Source organism: Mesoterricola sediminis (genome assembly GCF_030295425.1).
Lineage (GTDB): Bacteria > Acidobacteriota > Holophagae > Holophagales > Holophagaceae > Mesoterricola > Mesoterricola sediminis.
In genome coordinates this window covers 3,378,243-3,395,007 of record NZ_AP027081.1, presented here as the reverse complement: position 1 = coordinate 3,395,007, position 16,765 = coordinate 3,378,243, and the positions used below count along the sequence as shown (strand labels likewise).

16 protein-coding genes are annotated in these 16,765 nt (G+C 72.7%); 13 read left to right on the top strand and 3 right to left on the bottom strand.

Annotated elements, in window-relative coordinates:
• The 7 genes from argB to R2J75_RS14820 are packed head-to-tail and all read left to right on the top strand — an operon-like array spanning nt 1 to nt 7,453.
• Nucleotides 1–876 (top strand): acetylglutamate kinase, encoded by an 876-nt coding sequence (gene argB / locus R2J75_RS14850; RefSeq protein WP_243329899.1) that lies wholly within the window; start codon nt 1–3, stop codon nt 874–876.
• Nucleotides 876–1,928 (top strand): M20/M25/M40 family metallo-hydrolase, encoded by a 1,053-nt coding sequence (locus R2J75_RS14845; protein WP_243330054.1) that lies wholly within the window; start codon nt 876–878, stop codon nt 1,926–1,928. The genes argB and R2J75_RS14845 overlap by 1 nt, the downstream gene beginning before the upstream one ends.
• Entirely contained in the window at nt 1,918–3,255 is a 1,338-nt protein-coding gene (locus tag R2J75_RS14840) for a lyase family protein (protein ID WP_243345892.1), read from the top strand. Before R2J75_RS14845 ends, R2J75_RS14840 begins: the two co-directional genes overlap by 11 nt.
• Entirely contained in the window at nt 3,252–4,439 is a 1,188-nt protein-coding gene (gene argG, locus R2J75_RS14835; protein ID WP_243329903.1) for an argininosuccinate synthase, read from the top strand. Before R2J75_RS14840 ends, argG begins: the two co-directional genes overlap by 4 nt.
• Nucleotides 4,440–4,450: 11 nt before the next feature.
• Nucleotides 4,451–5,503, top strand: a complete 1,053-nt coding sequence (locus tag R2J75_RS14830; RefSeq protein ID WP_243329904.1) for a hypothetical protein — start codon at nt 4,451–4,453, stop codon at nt 5,501–5,503.
• Nucleotides 5,500–6,501: an N-acetyl-gamma-glutamyl-phosphate reductase gene (gene argC, locus R2J75_RS14825; RefSeq protein WP_243329906.1), complete on the top strand. Its 1,002-nt coding sequence runs from the start codon at nt 5,500–5,502 to the stop codon at nt 6,499–6,501. Before R2J75_RS14830 ends, argC begins: the two co-directional genes overlap by 4 nt.
• A gap of 31 nt (nt 6,502–6,532) precedes the next feature.
• A complete protein-coding gene (locus R2J75_RS14820) occupies nt 6,533–7,453 on the top strand; it encodes an alpha/beta hydrolase (RefSeq protein WP_243345894.1) in 921 nt (306 codons plus the stop codon).
• Nucleotides 7,454–7,471: 18 nt separating this feature from the next.
• On the opposite strand, the gene R2J75_RS14815 is transcribed toward R2J75_RS14820, so the two are convergent.
• Nucleotides 7,472–7,867 carry a hypothetical protein gene (locus R2J75_RS14815; protein WP_243329910.1) on the bottom strand — a complete coding sequence of 132 codons (396 nt, stop codon included), beginning with the start codon at nt 7,865–7,867 and terminating at the stop codon, nt 7,472–7,474.
• A gap of 173 nt (nt 7,868–8,040) precedes the next feature.
• On the opposite strand from R2J75_RS14815, the gene R2J75_RS14810 reads away from it, so the two are divergent.
• Entirely contained in the window at nt 8,041–9,258 is a 1,218-nt protein-coding gene (locus tag R2J75_RS14810) for an efflux RND transporter periplasmic adaptor subunit (protein ID WP_243329912.1), read from the top strand.
• 9 nt (nt 9,259–9,267) lie between these two features.
• The gene (locus R2J75_RS14805) at nt 9,268–10,494 is read left to right on the top strand and encodes an ABC transporter permease (protein ID WP_243329913.1); all 1,227 of its coding nucleotides are present in this window, start codon (nt 9,268–9,270) and stop codon (nt 10,492–10,494) included.
• Here the strand turns inward: R2J75_RS14805 and R2J75_RS14800 are convergent.
• Nucleotides 10,485–11,825: an aminotransferase-like domain-containing protein gene (locus tag R2J75_RS14800; protein WP_316410477.1), complete on the bottom strand. Its 1,341-nt coding sequence runs from the start codon at nt 11,823–11,825 to the stop codon at nt 10,485–10,487. The genes R2J75_RS14805 and R2J75_RS14800 overlap by 10 nt on opposite strands.
• A 58-nt stretch (nt 11,826–11,883) precedes the next feature.
• On the opposite strand from R2J75_RS14800, the gene R2J75_RS14795 reads away from it, so the two are divergent.
• The 4 genes from R2J75_RS14795 to R2J75_RS14780 are packed head-to-tail and all read left to right on the top strand — an operon-like array spanning nt 11,884 to nt 15,299.
• On the top strand, nt 11,884–12,204 hold the full coding sequence (locus R2J75_RS14795) for a TusE/DsrC/DsvC family sulfur relay protein (protein WP_243329917.1): 321 nt from the start codon (nt 11,884–11,886) through the stop codon (nt 12,202–12,204).
• A 4-nt stretch (nt 12,205–12,208) separates the two neighbouring features.
• Nucleotides 12,209–12,787: a hypothetical protein gene (locus R2J75_RS14790; RefSeq protein ID WP_243329919.1), complete on the top strand. Its 579-nt coding sequence runs from the start codon at nt 12,209–12,211 to the stop codon at nt 12,785–12,787.
• A 2-nt stretch (nt 12,788–12,789) separates the two neighbouring features.
• Nucleotides 12,790–14,085, top strand: coding sequence for a (Fe-S)-binding protein (locus R2J75_RS14785; RefSeq protein ID WP_243329921.1), 1,296 nt, complete (start codon nt 12,790–12,792; stop codon nt 14,083–14,085).
• A complete protein-coding gene (locus tag R2J75_RS14780; RefSeq protein ID WP_243345895.1) occupies nt 14,082–15,299 on the top strand; it encodes an aminotransferase class V-fold PLP-dependent enzyme in 1,218 nt (405 codons plus the stop codon). The genes R2J75_RS14785 and R2J75_RS14780 overlap by 4 nt, the downstream gene beginning before the upstream one ends.
• A 440-nt stretch (nt 15,300–15,739) precedes the next feature.
• Here R2J75_RS14780 and R2J75_RS14775 read toward each other — a convergent pair whose 3' ends face one another.
• Nucleotides 15,740–16,744 carry a sensor domain-containing diguanylate cyclase gene (locus tag R2J75_RS14775; protein ID WP_243329925.1) on the bottom strand — a complete coding sequence of 335 codons (1,005 nt, stop codon included), beginning with the start codon at nt 16,742–16,744 and terminating at the stop codon, nt 15,740–15,742.
• Between the last annotated feature and the right edge of the window lie 21 nt (nt 16,745–16,765).

The window sequence follows — 16,765 nt, the reverse complement described above, 5'->3', positions numbered from 1 at the left end:
ATGCCCCGGACCGCCCATCCCTTCGCCGCGCTCCACAACGCCGCCGTCTACGTGCGCCGCTTCCGGAACCGCCCCTTCGTCGTGAAGCTGGGCGGGGACATCCTGGAGGACGAGGCCCTCTGCCGTTCCGTCTGCGGCCAGCTGGCCCTGCTCTGGAGCTTCTCCATCCCCCTCGTCATCGTCCACGGCGGAGGCACCGGCCTCGACGCCCTCTGCGAGCGCCTGGGCCTCCCCACCGAGAAGGTGGAGGGACGCCGCGTGACCCCGCCGGGGGTCCTGGACGCCGCCAAGATGGCCTTCAAGGGCCGCATCCAGATGGGCCTCCTGGCCGCCCTCCAGGCGGCCGGGCTTCCGGCCGTGGGCATCTCCGGCCAGGACGCGGGCCTGGTCAAGTCGACCCGGCGCAGCCCCGTGCCCGTGGACTACGGCATGGTCGGGGACGTGGCGTCCGTGGACCCCGCCCTGCTGAAGACCCTCCTGGACGGGGGCTTCGTGCCCGTCGTCGCGCCCTTCTCCGCCACGGAGGAAGGCGAGGTGCTCAACACCAACGCCGACACCGTCGCCGCCGAGATCGCGGCGGCCCTGGGCGTGGAGAAGCTGTTCTTCATCCTCAAGGTGCCCGGCCTCATGCGGGACCTGAAGGACGCCAGCAGCCTGGTGCCCCTGGCGGACCTGGCCACCCTCGAGGAGCTGAAGCCGGTCATCCAGGGCGGCATGAAGCCCAAGATCGCGGCGGCCAAGCGTGCGCTCGCCGCCGGGGTGGGCAGCGTCCACCTGGTCTCCGGCAGCCGCTCCGACGCGATCCTCGCGGAGGTCTTCACGAACGAGGGCAGCGGGACCATGATCGTGTCCGACAAGCACGAGGTGGCTCCGTGATGGAACCCGGCCCGCTCCTGGAATCCCTGGTCGCCATCCCCAGCGTGAGCGGGGCCGAGCAGGCGCTCGGGGACCACGTGGCGCGGCTCGTGGAGGGCCTGGGCCTGGCGCCCCGCCGCTCCGGCCCCAGCGTGTGGTTCGAGACCGGCGGCGAGGGTCCCCGGATCCTCTTCGTCAGCCACCTGGACACCGTGCCCCCCTGCGACGGCTGGAGCTTCGACCCCTTCAAGCCCCGCTGGGACGGGGACCGGCTCACGGGCCTCGGCGCCAACGACGCCAAGGGCTGCGTCGCGGCCATGCTGCTGGCGGCCTCCCGCCTCGGGGACCTGCGGGGCGCCCGGGCCGTCTTCGCCTTCGTGGCCGGCGAGGAGGTCGGCGGCAAGGGCATCCAGGAGATCCTGCCCGACCTGGGCCCCCTGGACGCCGCGGTGGTGGGCGAGCCCACCGGCCTCGACGTCTGCGCCGCCCAGCGCGGCATGCTGATCCTGCGCTGCACCGCCCGGGGCGAGAGCGCCCACGTGGCCCACGCGGGCCTGGGCGACAACGCCATCCACAAGGCGGCCCGCGACATCGACCGCCTCGCGCGGATGACCTTCGAACCCCACCCCCTGCTGGGCGCCACCCGGGCCCAGGTGACGACGGTCCAGGGCGGCCGGGCCCGGAACATGGTCCCCGACGCCTGCGAATTCTTCGTGGACCTGCGCACCACGCCCAACCTGGACCACGAGGCCACCGCGGAGCGGATCCGCACGATCCTGGAGAGCGACGTGGCCGTGCACTCCCTCCGCTACCGGGCCGTCGCCACCGACGCCGCCCAGCCCGTGGTCAAGGCGGCCCTCGCCGCTTCGGGCCGCAAGGCCCCGGTGGGATCCGCGACCGCCTCCGACTGGGCCTTCCTGGCCCATCTCCCCGCCGTCAAGGCGGGTCCGGGCGACACGCACCGGAGCCACCGCCCCGACGAATGGATCACCCTGGCCGAGCTGGAGGCCGGCGCCGCCTTCTACGACGCCCTGGCGCGGCACTACGCCCGGGAGGCCGCCGATGTCCGATAAGCCGCTCTGGGCCAAGGACCTGCCCCTGGACATGGAGCTCCACCGCTTCACGGTGGGCGCCGATCCGGTCACGGACCTGAGCCTGCTGGCCAGCGACGCCGCCGGCAGCGCGGCCCACGCCCGCATGCTGGGCGAGACGGGCCTCCTGCCCGAACCCGAGGCCCGGGCCCTCGTGGGGGCCCTCCGGGACCTCCGCGCCCAGGCCCTGGCGGGGGAGCTGGTCATCCGGCCCGAGGAGGAGGACGGCCACACCGCCCTCGAGCACGCCCTGGAGGCGCGGCTGGGCACCACGGGCCGGCGCATCCACCTGGCCCGGTCCCGCAACGACCAGGTCCAGACCGCCCTCCGGCTCTTCATGCGGGAGCGGGCCCTGGACCTGGGCGAGGCCGTGCACGCCGCGGCCGCCGCGTTCCTGGACCTGGCCCGGCGGGAAGAGGCCTCCGCGCTGCCCGGCTACACCCACCTGCGCAAGGCCATGCCCGCCACCTGGGGCATGTGGGGGGCCGCCTTCGCCGAAGGCCTCCTGGAGGAACTGGAGGCCCTGCCGGCGCTCTGGGGCCGCCTCGACCGCTGCCCCCTGGGCGCCGCCGCGGGCTTCGGCTCCCCGGTGCCGCTGGCCCGGGGCCGCAGCGCCTCCCTGCTGGGCTTCACCCGCGTGCAGGCCAGCCCCATGGACGTCATGAACAGCCGGGGCCGCCACGAGCAGGCCCTGGCGGCCTGGATCGTCTCCGCCGCGGGCACGCTGGAGAAGGCCCTCTGGGACCTCAACCTCTACAGCACCGAGGCCTTCGGCTTCATCAGCCTGCCCGACGCCTTCACCACCGGCAGCAGCCTCATGCCCCAGAAGCGGAACCCCGACGCCCTCGAGCTGGCCCGGGCCCGCTGCCGGGAGCTGCGGGGCCTGGCCGGGGTCCTGGCCCACCTCGCCGGGGGGCTGCCCTCCAGCTACCACCGGGACCACCAGTTCCTGAAGGCCCCCTTCGTGGAGCTGGTCGCCAAGGGCGAGGAGCTGTTCCGGGTCACCGCCCGGCTGCTTCCCGGCCTCGTCATCCACCGGGAGGCCTGCGAGGCCGCCTGCACCCAGGAGCTGCACGCCGCGGCCCGGGCCTGCCGGCTGGCCGCGGAGGGCCTGCCCTTCCGCGACGCCTACGTCCAGGTGGCCAAGGAGATCCAGGACGGCACCTTCGTCCCGGAGCCCGCCGCCGCCGCCGGCCTCCAGCTGGAGCGCACGGGCGAGTCCCTGGACGCCTCCCGCGCCTGGATCCGGGACCGCCGCGCCGCCATCGACACCGCCTTCGAATCCCTTTTCGCCTGGGGCAATCCATGAGCCACAAAGTCCTCCTCGCCTTCTCCGGCGGCCTCGACACGTCGTACTGCGTCCTGCTCCTCAAGAGCCGGGGCCACGAGGTCCACACCGTCACCGTCGACACCGGCGGCTTCTCCCCCGAGGAGCTGGCCCGCATCGAGTCCATGGCCACCCGGCTCGGCGCCGCCAGCCACGCCACCCTCGACGCCCGGGAGGAGCTCTTCCAGGACTATCTGCGCCACCTGGTGGCGGGCAACGTCCTCCGGGGCGGCCTCTACCCCCTCTCGGTGAGCGCCGAGCGGGTCTGCCAGGCGCGCCGGGCCGTCGCCTACGCCCGGGAGATCGGGGCCACCGCCCTGGCCCACGGGTCCACGGGGGCCGGCAACGACCAGGTGCGTTTCGACGTGGCCTTCCGCGCCCTGGCGCCGGAGCTGGAGCTCATGGCCCCCATCCGGGAGCTGGCGCCGAGCCGCGCCGAGGAGCGCGCCTTCCTCGAGGCCCGCGGCTTCCCCTTCCCCGAGAAGGTGGAGGCCTACAGCGTCAACGAGGGCATGTGGGGCACCAGCGTGGGCGGGAAGGAGACCCACGACTCCTGGCAGCACCTCCCCGAGGAGGCCTACCCCGGCGGCGGGATCGATCCCGCCCTCGCCCCGAAGACCATCGTGCTGGGCTTCCGCAAGGGCGTTCCGGTCTCCCTGGACGGGGAGCCCATCGGCCCCGTCGGCGTGGTCCAGGCCCTCAACAAGCTCGGCAGCGCCTACGGCATCGGCCGGGGCATCCACCTGGGCGACACCATCATGGGCATCAAGGGCCGCGTGGCCTTCGAGGCCCCCGGCGCCCACCTGGTCATCGGCGCCCACCGGGAGCTGGAGAAGCTCGTCCTCACCGGCAAGCAGCTCTTCTGGAAGGAGAGCCTCGGCAACCTCTACGGCAGCCTCCTCCACGAAGGGCACTTCTTCGATCCCGTCGCCCGCGACCTGGAGGCCTTCCTGGACTCCAGCCAGCAGGCCGTGACCGGCGACGTGCGCGTGGAGATCCGCCCCTACGCCTTCACCGTCCAGGGCGTGCGCTCCCCCCGCACCCTGATGCGCAAGGACCTCGCCGCCTACGGCGAATCCACCAGCCTCTGGAGCGGCTCGGAGGCCGCCGGTTTCGCCAAGGTCTTCGGCGTGCCCCAGATGATCGCCCTGAAGGCCAAGGAATGATGGGAGACGCCATGAGGATCCACCTGGACAAGATCGCCTCGGTGACCCGGAACCTCGGTCTGGGCCGCTGGGTCACCCTCACCCCCGACATCGAGGCCCGGGAGGGCGCGGTGGTCGCGGGCCGCATCGTGGGCGAGAAGACCGTCTACAACGAGCTCGAGGACGTGCACGGGCGCATGAGCGTCCTGCACGACGGGGACGTCATCGTGGGCGCCCTCGGGCACCGGAACGCCCTCCAGGGCTACGAGGGCGTCATGCCGTCCCGGGTCGCCCAGGGCGACCGGCTGCATCTCCTCAACCTGGGCGGGGTCATCGGCCAGTGCGTCTCCCGCAATCCCGGGGTGGGCGCCCCCTTCGAGGTGGAGATCCTGGGCCAGGTGCTGGAGTTCCCCCAGTTCGGGAGCCGCCTCGGCCAGCCCGCCTTCATCCAGTCCGGCGCCGTGGAGGGCAAGCCCGGCGCCCCCAAGGTCCCCGTGGTCTACGTGGCCGGCACCTGCATGAACGCCGGCAAGACCCTGGCGGCCTGCGTCCTCGTGCGGGCCCTCTCCCAGGCCGGCTACAAGGTGGGCGGCGCCAAGCTCACCGGCGTCAGCCTCCAGCGGGACATCCTGGCCATGCAGGACTACGGCGCCGACGCCATCCTCGACTTCACCGACGCGGGCGTGGCCTGCTCCGGCCCGGCCACCGCGCCCGGCGCGGCCCGGAAGATCTTCACGGAGCTCGCGGCCAAGGGCGTGGACGTCATCGTGGCCGAGACCGGGGACGGCATCATGGGCGAGTACGGCGTCCAGGCCATCCTGTCCGACGAGGAGCTCCTGGGCTGGGGCGTGGCCCACGTGCTCTGCGCCAACGACCCCGTGGGCGTGGAGGGCGGCGTGCGCAACCTCCGGGACGCCTACGGCATCCAGGTGGACGTCGTCGCCGGCCCCGCCACCGACAACCGCGTCGGGGGCCGGTTCGTGGAGAGCCTGGGCCTGCCGGCCTGCAACGCCCGGACCCAGGCCGCCGAACTGGGCCGCATCGTCGTGGCCAAGCTCAAGGCCGCCACGGAGGTGAAGGCGTGAAGCTCGACGTCGCGATCCTGGGCGCCTCCGGCTACGGGGGCGGCGAACTGCTGCGCTGGCTCTCGGGCCATCCCGCCACCGCCTCCCTGCGGGGCACCTCCCGCCACGCGGGCCGCGCCTTCGGGGACGTGCACCCCAACCTGCGGGGCATCGTGGAAGGCCGCCTGGAGGAGACCATCGCCTGGGACCGGTTCGGCGCCGCGGGCCAGCCCGTCGTCTTCTCCGCCCTCCCCCACGGGGAGCTGACGGCCCTCCTCCCCTCCCTGGAGGCGGCCTGGGCCGCCGCGGGGATCGCGGAGCAGGTGGTCCTCCTGGACCTGAGCACCGATTTCCGGGGGGCCGAGCACCGGGACCGCTTCGCCTACGGCCTCCCCGAGTGGAACCGCGAGGCCCTGCGGGGCGCCAGGCGCATCGCCTGCGCCGGATGCTTCGCCACGGCCCTGCAGCTGGCCCTCCTGCCCCTCCGGGGCCTGGACGTGGGCTGGATGGCCGCCACCGGGGCCACGGGCTCCAGCGGCAGCGGCGCCAGCCCCTCCGAGGGCACCCACCACCCCCTGCGGGCCCAGGATTTCCGGGCCTACAAGCCCCTCGTCCACCAGCACATGGCCGAGGTGAAGCTGGGCATGGCCGCCCTGGGCATCCAGGGCGAGCTGGCCTTCATCCCCCAGAGCGCGCCCCTGGTGCGGGGGATCTTCGCGGCCCTCCAGTTCCGCCTCCCCGAGGGGCTCACCGGGGCCGACCTGAAGGCCCGGGCCGAGGCCACCTACCGGGACGAGCCCTTCGTTCGCCTGGTTTCCGATTCCCCCCGGGTGGGGGCCGTGGCGGGCAGCGCCTTCTGCGACCTGGCCGTGGCCGCGTCCGGCGGCAACGGGGCCGTGATGACGGCCATCGACAACCTGGGCAAGGGCATGGCCAGCCAGGCCGTCCAGTGCATGAACCTGGCCCTGGGTCTCAAGGAAACCACCGGCCTCCTCATCCCCGGCACCTGGCCCGGCTGAACCCCGGCGGCCCTCCCCCGTAACCCGGGGCATGAAACGCACGGCCCTCCTCGCCTTCCTGGGCGCGGTGGGGATCTGGCTGGCCCTCAACGGTTTGGCCGGCTGGATCCTCCTGCCGCCCCGTCTCCTCCGGGTGCCCCTCCCGCCCCGGACCGAGCAGGCCAAGGCCGACCTCCGGGCCCAGATCGCGGGCGGGGCAGGGCGGTGGTCCGCCTTCCCCTGCCAGGGTGGCCAGGGGCGCCGCCTCCAGGTCTGGCGCCTGGACCGGCCCGGCTCCCGCGGGGTCGCCGTGCTGCTTCACGGGTTCGGCGACGATGGGTGGGGCCCCGCGCCCCGGCTCCTGGACCTCCCGGGCTGGGACGGGGCCGTCTTCACCTTCCGGGGCCGGGACGCGGATCCCACGGCGCCGTCCACTCTGGGCGCCTGGGAACAGCAGGATGCGGAGGCGGTGGTGCGGGCCCTCGAGGCCGCGGGCACGCCCAGGGAGCGGATCCTGCTGGTGGGCGCCAGCCAGGGAGCCGGTGTCGCGCTGCTGGCCCTTCAGCGCCTTGAGGCCCACGGCGGACCCCTGGCGGGGGCGCTGTTGGAATCCCCCTTTGCCAGCCTGCCGGAGGCGGCCCGGGATCATCTGCGGGGTACCCTCGGCTGGCTGGAAGTCCTCCTCCGACCCGCCCTCCGGCTTGCCCTATGGAAGGCCAGCCGGGAGGTCGGCCTCAATCTGGCGGACGTGGCCCCATCCCAGGCCGCCCGGGGCCTGCGCACACCCCTGGCCTTTCTGGCCGGTGACCGGGACGGCATCACCCCGTTGACCGGGGTTCGCGCCGTGGCTGGGCCGGGCGCGGACCTCACCGTCGTTCCCGGGGCGGATCACCTGGAGGCGGGGCGGAAGGTGGCCGGGGGCTGGCGGACCTGGGCGGGGAGGCGGCTCCGGGCCTGGAACCTCGATCTCTGACCGCGGCCCCGGGTTGCCTCAGGGACGGCCCGCGAGGCGCTTCCAGGTCCATGCCCCGCCGGCCCCGCGGGTGAAGGCGTAGACGTCGAAGGGGCCACGGCGGTCCAGGTTGCGGTAGGCGGTGACCGTGCCGCTCCGGAAGCCCCAGGCCTCCGAGGCGCCCCGGACCAGTTCGAAGGCCTCCGCCGCCTCCCGGTCCCGGGCGGCGGGGTCGGCGAGGGTGGTGAGGATCTCCAGGCCGAAGGCGTCCTGGTCCGGCAGGCGCTCGTCGTGCTCCGCGCCCCAGGTGAGGCCGCAGGCCAGGACCTGGACCGTGGCGCCGGAGGGGAGGGCCTGGCTTCGGACCGGGGACCTGCCCCCGCCGCATCCGGCCAGGGCCAGGGTCAGGAGAAGGGCGGCGGCGGGTCGGGTCATGGGGGCTCCGGGCGGTGCGTCGGCATCCTACCAGGGACGCCCCATCCGCCGGGACGCCCTTGACGTTCGGCGGTGGCGATTCAACGGTCGGCGGTCGGCCTGAACGCGCGTGCGGGGGGCGCGTCTACCCTCATGGAAGCGGAGCCCAACCGCCCGTTCCTTGGAAACCTCCCATGCGCCGATCCCTCCTCGTGGCCCTCCCCACCGCCGCCGTCCTCGCGGGCTGCGCCGCCCTGGCCGCCTTCCGGCCGAAGCCCGCGCCGGCCTGGCGCTTCGTTCCCATCGAACGGGGGGAGGTGGTCCGCAAGGTCACGGCCACCGGGACGGTGAACGCCCTGATCTCCGTGTCCGTGGGCACCCAGGTGTCCGGTTCGGTGACGGACCTCAAGGCCGACTTCAACAGCGTGGTGCGCAAGGGCCAGGTGATCGCCCGCATCGACCCCACGGTGAACGAGACGCAGGTGGCCGACGCCAGGGCCGCCCTCCGCAAGGCCCAGGCCTCCTGCGACCTGGCCCGGGAGGAGCGGGACCGCTACCGGCGGATGGCCGCCCAACAGCTGGTTTCCAAGGCGGACCTGCAGGCCAAGGAGACCGCCTTCGAAACGGCCTCGGGCGACCTCGAGGCCGCCCGGTCGGCCCTGCAGCGGGCCCGCATCAACCTCGCCTACTGCACCATCACGGCGCCGGTGGACGGGGTCGTGGTGAGCCGCGTGGTGGACGTGGGCCAGACCGTGGCCGCCAGCTTCAGCACGCCGAGCCTCTTCGTCATCGCCAAGGACCTGTCGCGGATGAAGGTGTCCGCCTCCATCGACGAGTCGGACATCGGGCAGATCCGGCCCGGGCAGCAGGCCACCTTCACCGTGGACAGCTACCAGGGCATGACCTTCCGCGGCGTCGTCAGCGAGGTGCAGCTCAATCCCACCGTCTCCAACAACGTGGTGACCTACACCGTCGTCATGGAGGTGGACAACGTCCCCCGGCCCGCGGGGAGCGCGCCCGTCGCCAAGGTGGCCGGCACCTCCCGCTACCGGGAGCCCGGGGCCGCCATCTACCAGGGCGAGCTCGCCCTGTTCCCGGGCATGACCGCCAACGTGGCCATCCTCACCACGGAGCGGAAGGGGGTCCTGAGGGTCCCCAACGCCGCCCTGCGCTACAACCCCGGGACCACCGGAGCGAAGCCGGAGGGCGGGGCCCGCGTCTGGGTCCTGGAGAACGGCGCGCCCCGGCCCGTGCCGGTGGTCCTTGGCGCGGCGGGGCAGCAGTACACCGAGATCTCGGGCGAGGGGATCCGGGAGGGCCTGCAGGTGCTGGCGGGCTCCGACCAGGCGCAGGCGGCCGCCCCCGCCCAGCAGAAGGCCACCCTCGGAGGCCCTCCGGGGCCGCCCCGCTAGGGGGCCGCCATGAGCCTCGCCGAACTCCTCCGCCTCGCCTTCGCCGCCCTCCGGCGGAACCTGTCCCGGGCGCTCCTGACGATGCTGGGCATCATCATCGGCGTGGGGTCGGTCATCGTGATGATCGGCATCGGAACGGGCTCCAAGGAGGCCACCCTCCGGGTGATCCGGAACATGGGCTCGAACACCCTGATCATCTTCAACGGGGGCAGTTCCTCCAACAGCCGCATGGGGCCCATGGCCGCGGGCGGGGTGGAGGTGCTCCGCGAGGAGGACGCGGCGCTCATCGAGCAGGAGCTGACGGCCTCCAGCGTGGTGGCCGCCATGCCCCAGGTCCGGACCCAGGCCGCGGCCATCTTCCAGAACGCGAACTACCTCACCAGCGTGCAGGGGGCGGGGACCTCCTTCCCCCTCATCCAGGGCTGGACGGTGCGGGACGGGCGGGTCTTCACGCCGGCCGAGGTCAAGGCCCAGGCCAAGGTCTGCCTGGTCGGGACCACCGTCGCGCGGAACCTCTTCCCCGGCGGGGACGACCCGGTGGGCCAGACGATCCGCCTGGGCAAGGTGCCCTTCGAGGTCATCGGCGTCCTCGCCTCCAAGGGGGCCGGGATGATGGGGGACCAGGACGACGTGGTGGTCGCCCCCTATTCCACCGTCATGCGCAAGCTCATGGGCCGGGACCGCATCTCGAACCTCCTGGTGAGCGCCCGGGAGGGCCGGGCCCAGCTGGCGGAGGCCGAGATCACCGCCCTGCTGCGCCAGCGCCTGCACCTCCAGGGGGGGGAGGAATCCACCTTCACCATCCGGAAGCAGGACGACCTGGTGAAGATGATGAGCCAGCAGGCCGACGTCCTCACCTTCTTCCTGGCCATGGCCTCGGCCATCTCCCTCGTCGTGGGCGGCATCGGCATCTCCAACATCATGCTCGTCACGGTGACGGAGCGGACCCGGGAGATCGGGGTGCGGCGGGCCCTCGGGGCCTACCGGCGCACGATCCTGCTCCAGTTCCTCGCCGAGGCCGTGGTGCTCTCCCTGGCCGGGGGCGCCGCGGGCGTGGCCGCGGCGGCGGCCACCCTGGGCCTGCTGAGCGCCTTCTCCTCCACCACCGCGGTGATGGCCCCCTGGGCCGTGGCGCTGGGCATGGGCTTCAGCGGCGCGGTGGGGGTGGCCGCGGGGTTCCTGCCCGCCCTCAAGGCCTCGCGCCTGGACGTGATCGACGCCCTCCGCTACGAGTGAGCCAGGGCCGCGATGCGGTACAGGGCCTCGGCGAGGGCGGCCCGGTCCGTGGCGGCGCCCAGGGAGAGGCGCACGCCGTCCTGGGCCTGCCGGCCCGTGGAGAACACGTCCGCGGGGACGACGATGACGCCGGCCTCCGCGGCGCGCTTGGCGAAGGCCGCGGAGCCGCCCCGGGGGGAGGGGATCCACAGGTGGGGGCAGTGGGGGGAGCCCTTCCAGGGCATGCCCGCGAGGGCGCCCCGGCAGAGGCGGTGGCGGGCCGCGAGTTCGCGGCGGAGGGCCTGGAGGCGGCGCCAGGCGGTGCCGTCCTCCATCCAGCGGGAGGCCAGGGCCGCGGTGAGCGGCGAGACGTACCAGGTGGTGTGGTGCTCGGCCTCCCGGGCCCGGGCGCGCATGCCCGGCGGGAAGGCCAGGTAGCCCAGGCGGAGGCCCGGGGCCACGGTCTTGGACAGGCCGGTCAGGTAGACCACGCGCTCGGGGGCGAGGGAAGCCAGGGCGGGGGGCGCGCCCGGCTCGAGGAGGCCGTACACGTCCTCCTCGATGAGGACCGCGTCCCACTTCCGCGCGATGGCCGCGAGGGTGCGCCGGCGCTCCAGGCTCATGGTGCTGGCGGTGGGGTTGTGCAGGGTGGGGGAGACCACGGCGAGGCGGACGCCGCCCCGGAACGCGGCCTCGAGGGCCGACGGGAGCATGCCCTCGCCGTCCATGGGCAGGGACTGGAGGCGCCGCTTCCAGTGGCGGGCCGCCGCCTTGAGGCCGGGGTAGACCAGGGCCTCGCAGGCCACCTCCTCGGCCTCGGGGAAGAGGGAGATGGCGGTGTCCATGGCGTGCTGGGCCCCGGCGCAGGGCAGGAGGTCCTCGGGGGCGGCCTCCACGGCCCGGCGGCGCAGCCAGCGGGAGGCGGCGTCCAGGTGCACGAGGGCGTCCCCGGCGGAGGGGTAATGGAGCAGACGGGCAGCGTCCGTGGCGTCCATACGACCGAGCGTGGCCGCCAGGTCCGGGTCCTGGGGCGAGACGGGGGGCACGTTGGCGGAGAGATCGATGACGCCGCCGATGGGCTTGCGCTGCAGGGCGAAGAGGGCGGCCTCGGAGGCGACGCCCAGGACGTACGTGCCCCGGCCCACTTCCCCGCCCAGGTAGCGCCGCCGGGCGGCTTCCCGGTAGGCCCGGGTGACGGTGCTGACGTTGATGCCCAGGAGATCCGCCATGAGGCGGTGGGTGGGGAGCTGGTCCCCCGGCCGGAGCTGGCCCAGGCGGATGGCGGTCCCGATGGCGTCGGCGATCGCCAGGTAGGCCGGTTGGGAGGACTGCTGGATCTGAGGTACCCACATTGTCATACGTACAATCATGCGATAGATGCACACAAAAATGGAAGCCGGAGGTACGACCATGCCGACTGTCCAATGCCAAGGCACCGCGGTGGAGCTGAACGAGGAAGGGTTCCTCGTCGATCCCCAGATCTGGAACGATGAGCTGGCCAAGGCCCTCGCGGCCCAGGAGGAGGGCCTCACCGAACTGACCGACCAGCACTGGGCCGTGATCCGGTTCATCCGGGGCCACTTCGTCGAGAACGGCACCGCCCCCATGGTGCGGGTCGTGTGCAAGGGCTCGGGTGTGCCCCTCAAGCAGATCTACGATCTCTTCCCCAGCGGACCGGCCCGCGGGGCCTGTAAGCTCGCCGGCCTGCCCAAGCCCGACGGCTGCGTGTAACGCCATGCTGCCCCTCGCCCTCGCCGCCGCCTGGTGCGGCCTCCTCCTGGGGGCCCAGGTCGTCGCCGCCCGCCGTCTCGGCCGGCGTCCCCTCTACGCGCCGGCCTCCGGCCGCGCCGGGGCGGGCGTCTTCTACGCCTTCACCGGGGCCCTGATGCCCTGGGCCAAGGAGAGCGTCCGCGGACATCTGGTCACCTATGCGGCCGGGATCCTCTACCACGCGGGGATCGCCGCGTCCTTCGCCCGGCTCGCGGTGCCCGCCCGGGCCCTGTCCGTCGTGGCCCTGGCCGGCGCCCTGGCGGGCCTGGGCCTGCTGGTCAAGCGGGCCTCCGTCGCCGATCTGCGCGGCCTCTCCCGCGCCGACGACTTCCTTTCCAATGGGCTCGCCACCGCCTTCGCGGCCCTGGCGGGCCTGGCCTGGCTGCCCTGGGCCGCCGCCGCGCTGCCCTGGGCCTGCGTCGCCCTCCTCGTCTATCTCCCGCTCGGGAAGCTGCGGCACGCCGTCTTCTTCTTCCTGAGCCGCCGCCACCTGGGCGCCTTCTTCGGCCGCCGGGGCGTGTGGCCCACCGCGCCCCAGGAGTGAGCATGGACGCCGTCCTCGACACCCAGACCGGCCTCCAGGCCTTCCGGGACAAGCTCCAGGAGGCGGGGGCCTGCCACCTGGAGGCCTGCGTCCGCTGCGGCCTCTGCGCGGAGAGCTGCCACTACTACCTGGCCGATCCCGTTCCCGAAAACATCCCCGCCCACAAGCTCGCGCGGGTCGCCGACCTGTACCGGCGCCACTGCTCCCCCCTCGGCCTCCTGGGCCTGGGGCGCAGGCTCGACGAGAAGGCCGCCGACGATCTGGTGGACGCGGTCTTCGGCCGATGCTCCCTCTGCGGCCGCTGCTCCATCAACTGCACGGTGGGCATCAACCTGCCCCGGGCCTTCCGCGCCGCCCGCGCCGCCCTGACGGCCATGGGCAAGGTGCCCAGGGACCTGCAGGGCATCGTGGACCTGGCCCTGGCCTCGGGCAACAACATGGGCATCACCCGAGAGGATTGGCTGGAGACCGTCTCCTGGCTGGAGGAGGAACTCCAGGCGGAGACCGGCGATCCCAACGCCCGCATGCCCGTGGACAAGCAGGGCGCCAGGATCCTCTTCACGGTGAATCCGCGGGAGCCCAAGTTCTTCCCCCTCTCCCTCCAGGCCAGCGCCAAGGTCTTCTGGGCGGCGGGCGAGGACTGGACCCTGGCCTCGGAGGGCTGGGACCTCACCAACTACGGCCTGTTCAACTGCAACGACAAGGAGGCCGGGACCATCACCCAGGCCCTCGTGGACGCCATGGAGCGCCTGGGCTGCGAAACGCTCGTCATCGGCGAGTGCGGCCACGGCTTCGCCAGCGCGCGCTGGGAGGGGCCCGAGTGGCTCGGCGGGACCTTCCCGTTCAAGGTCCGCAGCTTCCTCGAGGTGATGGATGAGTACGTGGCCGAGGGCCGGATCCAGCTGGACCCCGAACGGGTCTCCGAGCCCGTGACCCTGCACGACCCCTGCAACCTCGTCCGCCACGGGGGCATCCGCGAGCCCCAGCGCCGCATCCTGCGCAAGGCCGTCAAGGACTTCCGCGAGATGGCGCCCTGCGGCACGGAGAACTTCTGCTGCGGCGGCGGCGGCGGCCAGCTCGCGATGGGGGCCTACAAGGAGCGGCGCATCGGCTCCGGCTCCGTCAAGGCCCGCCAGGTGAAGGCCACCGGCGCCCGGATCCTCTGCGCGCCCTGCCACAACTGCATCGACCAGCTCTCGGAGCTGAACAAGGAATACAAACTCAACGTCAAGATCAAGTCGGTGGCCGAAATCGTCGCCGACGCCCTCGTCAACCCCGTTCCAGCAGGTGAACCATGACCACCACCGCAGCGCCTTCCCCCTTCCAGGCCGAGACCCCGGCCAACGGCCTGATGTACCTGGACAACGGGGCCACGTCCTTCCCCAAGCCCCCCGAGGTGTACGCCTTCATGGACAGCTTCTACCGCAGCTACGGCGTGAACCCGGGCCGCAGCGGGTTCGACCTGTGCATCGAGGCCGGCAGCATGCTGGACAACACCCGCAAGCTGATGACGGAGTTCTTCGGGGGGACGGATCCCAATCGCCTGGTCTTCGGCTACAACTCCACCGACGCGCTGAACCTGGCGATCTTCGGGACCATCGGCGAAGGCGACCACGTCGTCTCCACCCACATCGAGCACAACGCGACCCTGCGGCCCCTGTGGCACCTCTCCGAGCGCGGCACCCAGGTCGACTGGGTCGATTTCGACGCGCGCGGCTACGTGGATCCCGCCGAGATCATCGGCCGCCTCCGCAAGGACACCCGCGCGGTGGTCATGAACCACGGCAGCAACGTCCTCGGCACCGTCCAGGACGCCGCGGCCGTGGGCCGGGCCTGCCGCGAGCGCGGCATCCTCTTCATCCTGGACGTGAGCCAGACCGCGGGCATGGTTCCCGTGAAGATGGACGAACTGAACGCCGACATCGTCTGCTTCACCGGCCACAAGAGCCTCATGGGCCCCATGGGCATCGGCGGCATGTACGTGCGCGAGGGCGTCGAGGTCCGCCACACCCGCGCGGGCGGCACCGGCGTGCGCAGCGCCCAGCGCCACCACTTGGACGAGTACCCCTGGCGCATGGAGTACGGCACGCCCAACCTGCCCGGCGTCGCCGGCCTGAACGCGGGCGTGAAGTGGGTCATGAGCCACGGCCTGGACGCCATCCACGGCCACGAGATGGCCCTGTGGCGGCGCCTCCGGAACGGCCTGGCGGCCATCGAGGGCGTGACCCTCTACTGCCAGGAGGACTGCGGCCTCCCCCGCATCAGCGTGCTGACCTTCAACGTGGACGGCCTCGAGGCCGCCGACACCGGCACGATGCTCGACGTGGACTACAACATCGCCTGCCGCACCGGCCTCCACTGCACGCCCATGGTCCACGAGCACCTGGGCACGGACAAGCTCCACGGCGCCGTCCGCTTCGGCATCGGCCCCTTCAACACCGAGGAGCACATCGACAGGGCGATCCTCGGGGTCTCCGAGATCGCCGCGATGCAGCGGAAGCGGCAGCGCTAGGCCAGCCCAGCTCTCCGACCCGCTCGAACGATCATTAACGATCCCAACGGGTAGCTCCGCGGCCAGCCCGGCACCGGCCATGGGGGGGATCAAGGCGAGGGTCAGGGCGGGGAAGCCTGGGCAGCATCCCAGGATTCCCCGTCCGTCCTCGCGCATCCCGGCTGCTGAAAAGGCAGGGAGGGGGCGGCGCCATCGTATGACTGATGCGCCGCCCCATCTCAGCTGTGTTGTTTGCCGGGGATGGAGGGGCTGCACGGGGATGCCTGGGAGGAAAGCTTCCCGGCCCCCTCCAGGCGCGAGCGCTGGCGTTCCGGCAGACGGGCCTGGTTTCGCAGCCCATGCCACGTGCCCAGGCCGCGCGCCCCTGCTCCGGCCCGAACGGGGATCCGCCCTCCCTGATCGGACCTTCCGGACCCAGCCCCGTCTGAGGGGTTCCCGGGTCAGGCCCCCTGGCTCAGGGCCTCGCGCATGCTCTCCTGGGCCCGGCGGATGGCGCCCCGGATGGCCAGGTCCTCGCGGTCCTCGGTGTCGGTGGGATCCCAGACCGCGACGCCCACGGGGACCTGCCCGAACTTGGTGAGGACGCGGTTGACCAGGAACTGGGCGCCCTCGGCGCGGGTGCGGGGCAGGAGCAGGAGGTAGATGTCCTTGCCCAGGTCCACGAGCAGGTCCTCGCCCCGGGCCTGGTCGGAGATCTCGCGCAGGGCCTTCCGGGCTTCCCGGCCGGGCCGGACCTGCCACATGACGAGGGCCAGGGGCTCGGAGCGGCGGCGGGCCATGAACAGGTAGGCCTTGAGCCAGATGTCCATGTAGCGCCGGCTGGGCAGGCGGGTCGTCGCCGCCTCCAGGGCGCTGTCCTCCACCACGGACATGGTGAGGTCCAGGGCCTCCCGCGTCATGTGGAGCTCCTGCTTGAGGAGCTCGATCTCCATGGCGCTGCTCATGAGGTTGGCCACCATGCTCACGAGGATGATGTCGTTGCGGCTGAACTTCTTGGGACGGCTGCCCTGGACGCTCAGGACGCCGATGACCTGGTCGCCGCGCCGGAGGGGCACGCCGATGTAGGAGCGCACCGACATGTCCTGGAAGGCGGTGTGGGTCTGGAGCTCGTTGTCCTGCTTGGCGTCCCGGATGACCAGGGTGCGCGGGGCGTGCTCGACCACCTGGGGGCAGAAGTTCTTGTTGGGGTCGAAGGTGGAGAGGTCCAGGTCCGAGCCGTCCTTGGTGGCCCACCACAGGGTCTCGTAGCCCAGGTCGGTGATGCGCACGATGACGGCGCGGTCGGTCTCGAGCTGCTTCACCAGCAGCCGGAGCCCCTTCTCGAACAGCTCGGTGGGGTCGGCCGAGACCGGCTCCACCAGCTCCCGGAGGGCGTCCATGTGAAAGTCGCGCCGGGTCCTGGACAGGATGGCGGTCCTGACGGCGGCTTTCCTGAGGATGTTCATGACCCGATTATAACAATGGGG

Bases quoted from the DNA above. Each gene is read 5' to 3' on its own strand.
- argB (WP_243329899.1), top strand. From the start codon at position 1: ATGCCCCGGACCGCCCATCCCTTCGCCGCGCTCCACAACGCCGCCGTC.
- R2J75_RS14845 (WP_243330054.1), top strand. From the start codon at position 876: ATGGAACCCGGCCCGCTCCTGGAATCCCTGGTCGCCATCCCCAGCGTG.
- R2J75_RS14840 (WP_243345892.1), top strand. From the start codon at position 1,918: ATGTCCGATAAGCCGCTCTGGGCCAAGGACCTGCCCCTGGACATGGAG.
- argG (WP_243329903.1), top strand. From the start codon at position 3,252: ATGAGCCACAAAGTCCTCCTCGCCTTCTCCGGCGGCCTCGACACGTCG.
- R2J75_RS14830 (WP_243329904.1), top strand. From the start codon at position 4,451: ATGAGGATCCACCTGGACAAGATCGCCTCGGTGACCCGGAACCTCGGT.
- R2J75_RS14820 (WP_243345894.1), top strand. From the start codon at position 6,533: ATGAAACGCACGGCCCTCCTCGCCTTCCTGGGCGCGGTGGGGATCTGG.
- R2J75_RS14815 (WP_243329910.1), bottom strand. From the start codon at position 7,867: ATGACCCGACCCGCCGCCGCCCTTCTCCTGACCCTGGCCCTGGCCGGA.
- R2J75_RS14810 (WP_243329912.1), top strand. From the start codon at position 8,041: ATGCGCCGATCCCTCCTCGTGGCCCTCCCCACCGCCGCCGTCCTCGCG.
- R2J75_RS14805 (WP_243329913.1), top strand. From the start codon at position 9,268: ATGAGCCTCGCCGAACTCCTCCGCCTCGCCTTCGCCGCCCTCCGGCGG.
- R2J75_RS14800 (WP_316410477.1), bottom strand. From the start codon at position 11,825: ATGTGGGTACCTCAGATCCAGCAGTCCTCCCAACCGGCCTACCTGGCG.
- R2J75_RS14795 (WP_243329917.1), top strand. From the start codon at position 11,884: ATGCCGACTGTCCAATGCCAAGGCACCGCGGTGGAGCTGAACGAGGAA.
- R2J75_RS14790 (WP_243329919.1), top strand. From the start codon at position 12,209: ATGCTGCCCCTCGCCCTCGCCGCCGCCTGGTGCGGCCTCCTCCTGGGG.
- R2J75_RS14785 (WP_243329921.1), top strand. From the start codon at position 12,790: ATGGACGCCGTCCTCGACACCCAGACCGGCCTCCAGGCCTTCCGGGAC.
- R2J75_RS14780 (WP_243345895.1), top strand. From the start codon at position 14,082: ATGACCACCACCGCAGCGCCTTCCCCCTTCCAGGCCGAGACCCCGGCC.
- R2J75_RS14775 (WP_243329925.1), bottom strand. From the start codon at position 16,744: ATGAACATCCTCAGGAAAGCCGCCGTCAGGACCGCCATCCTGTCCAGG.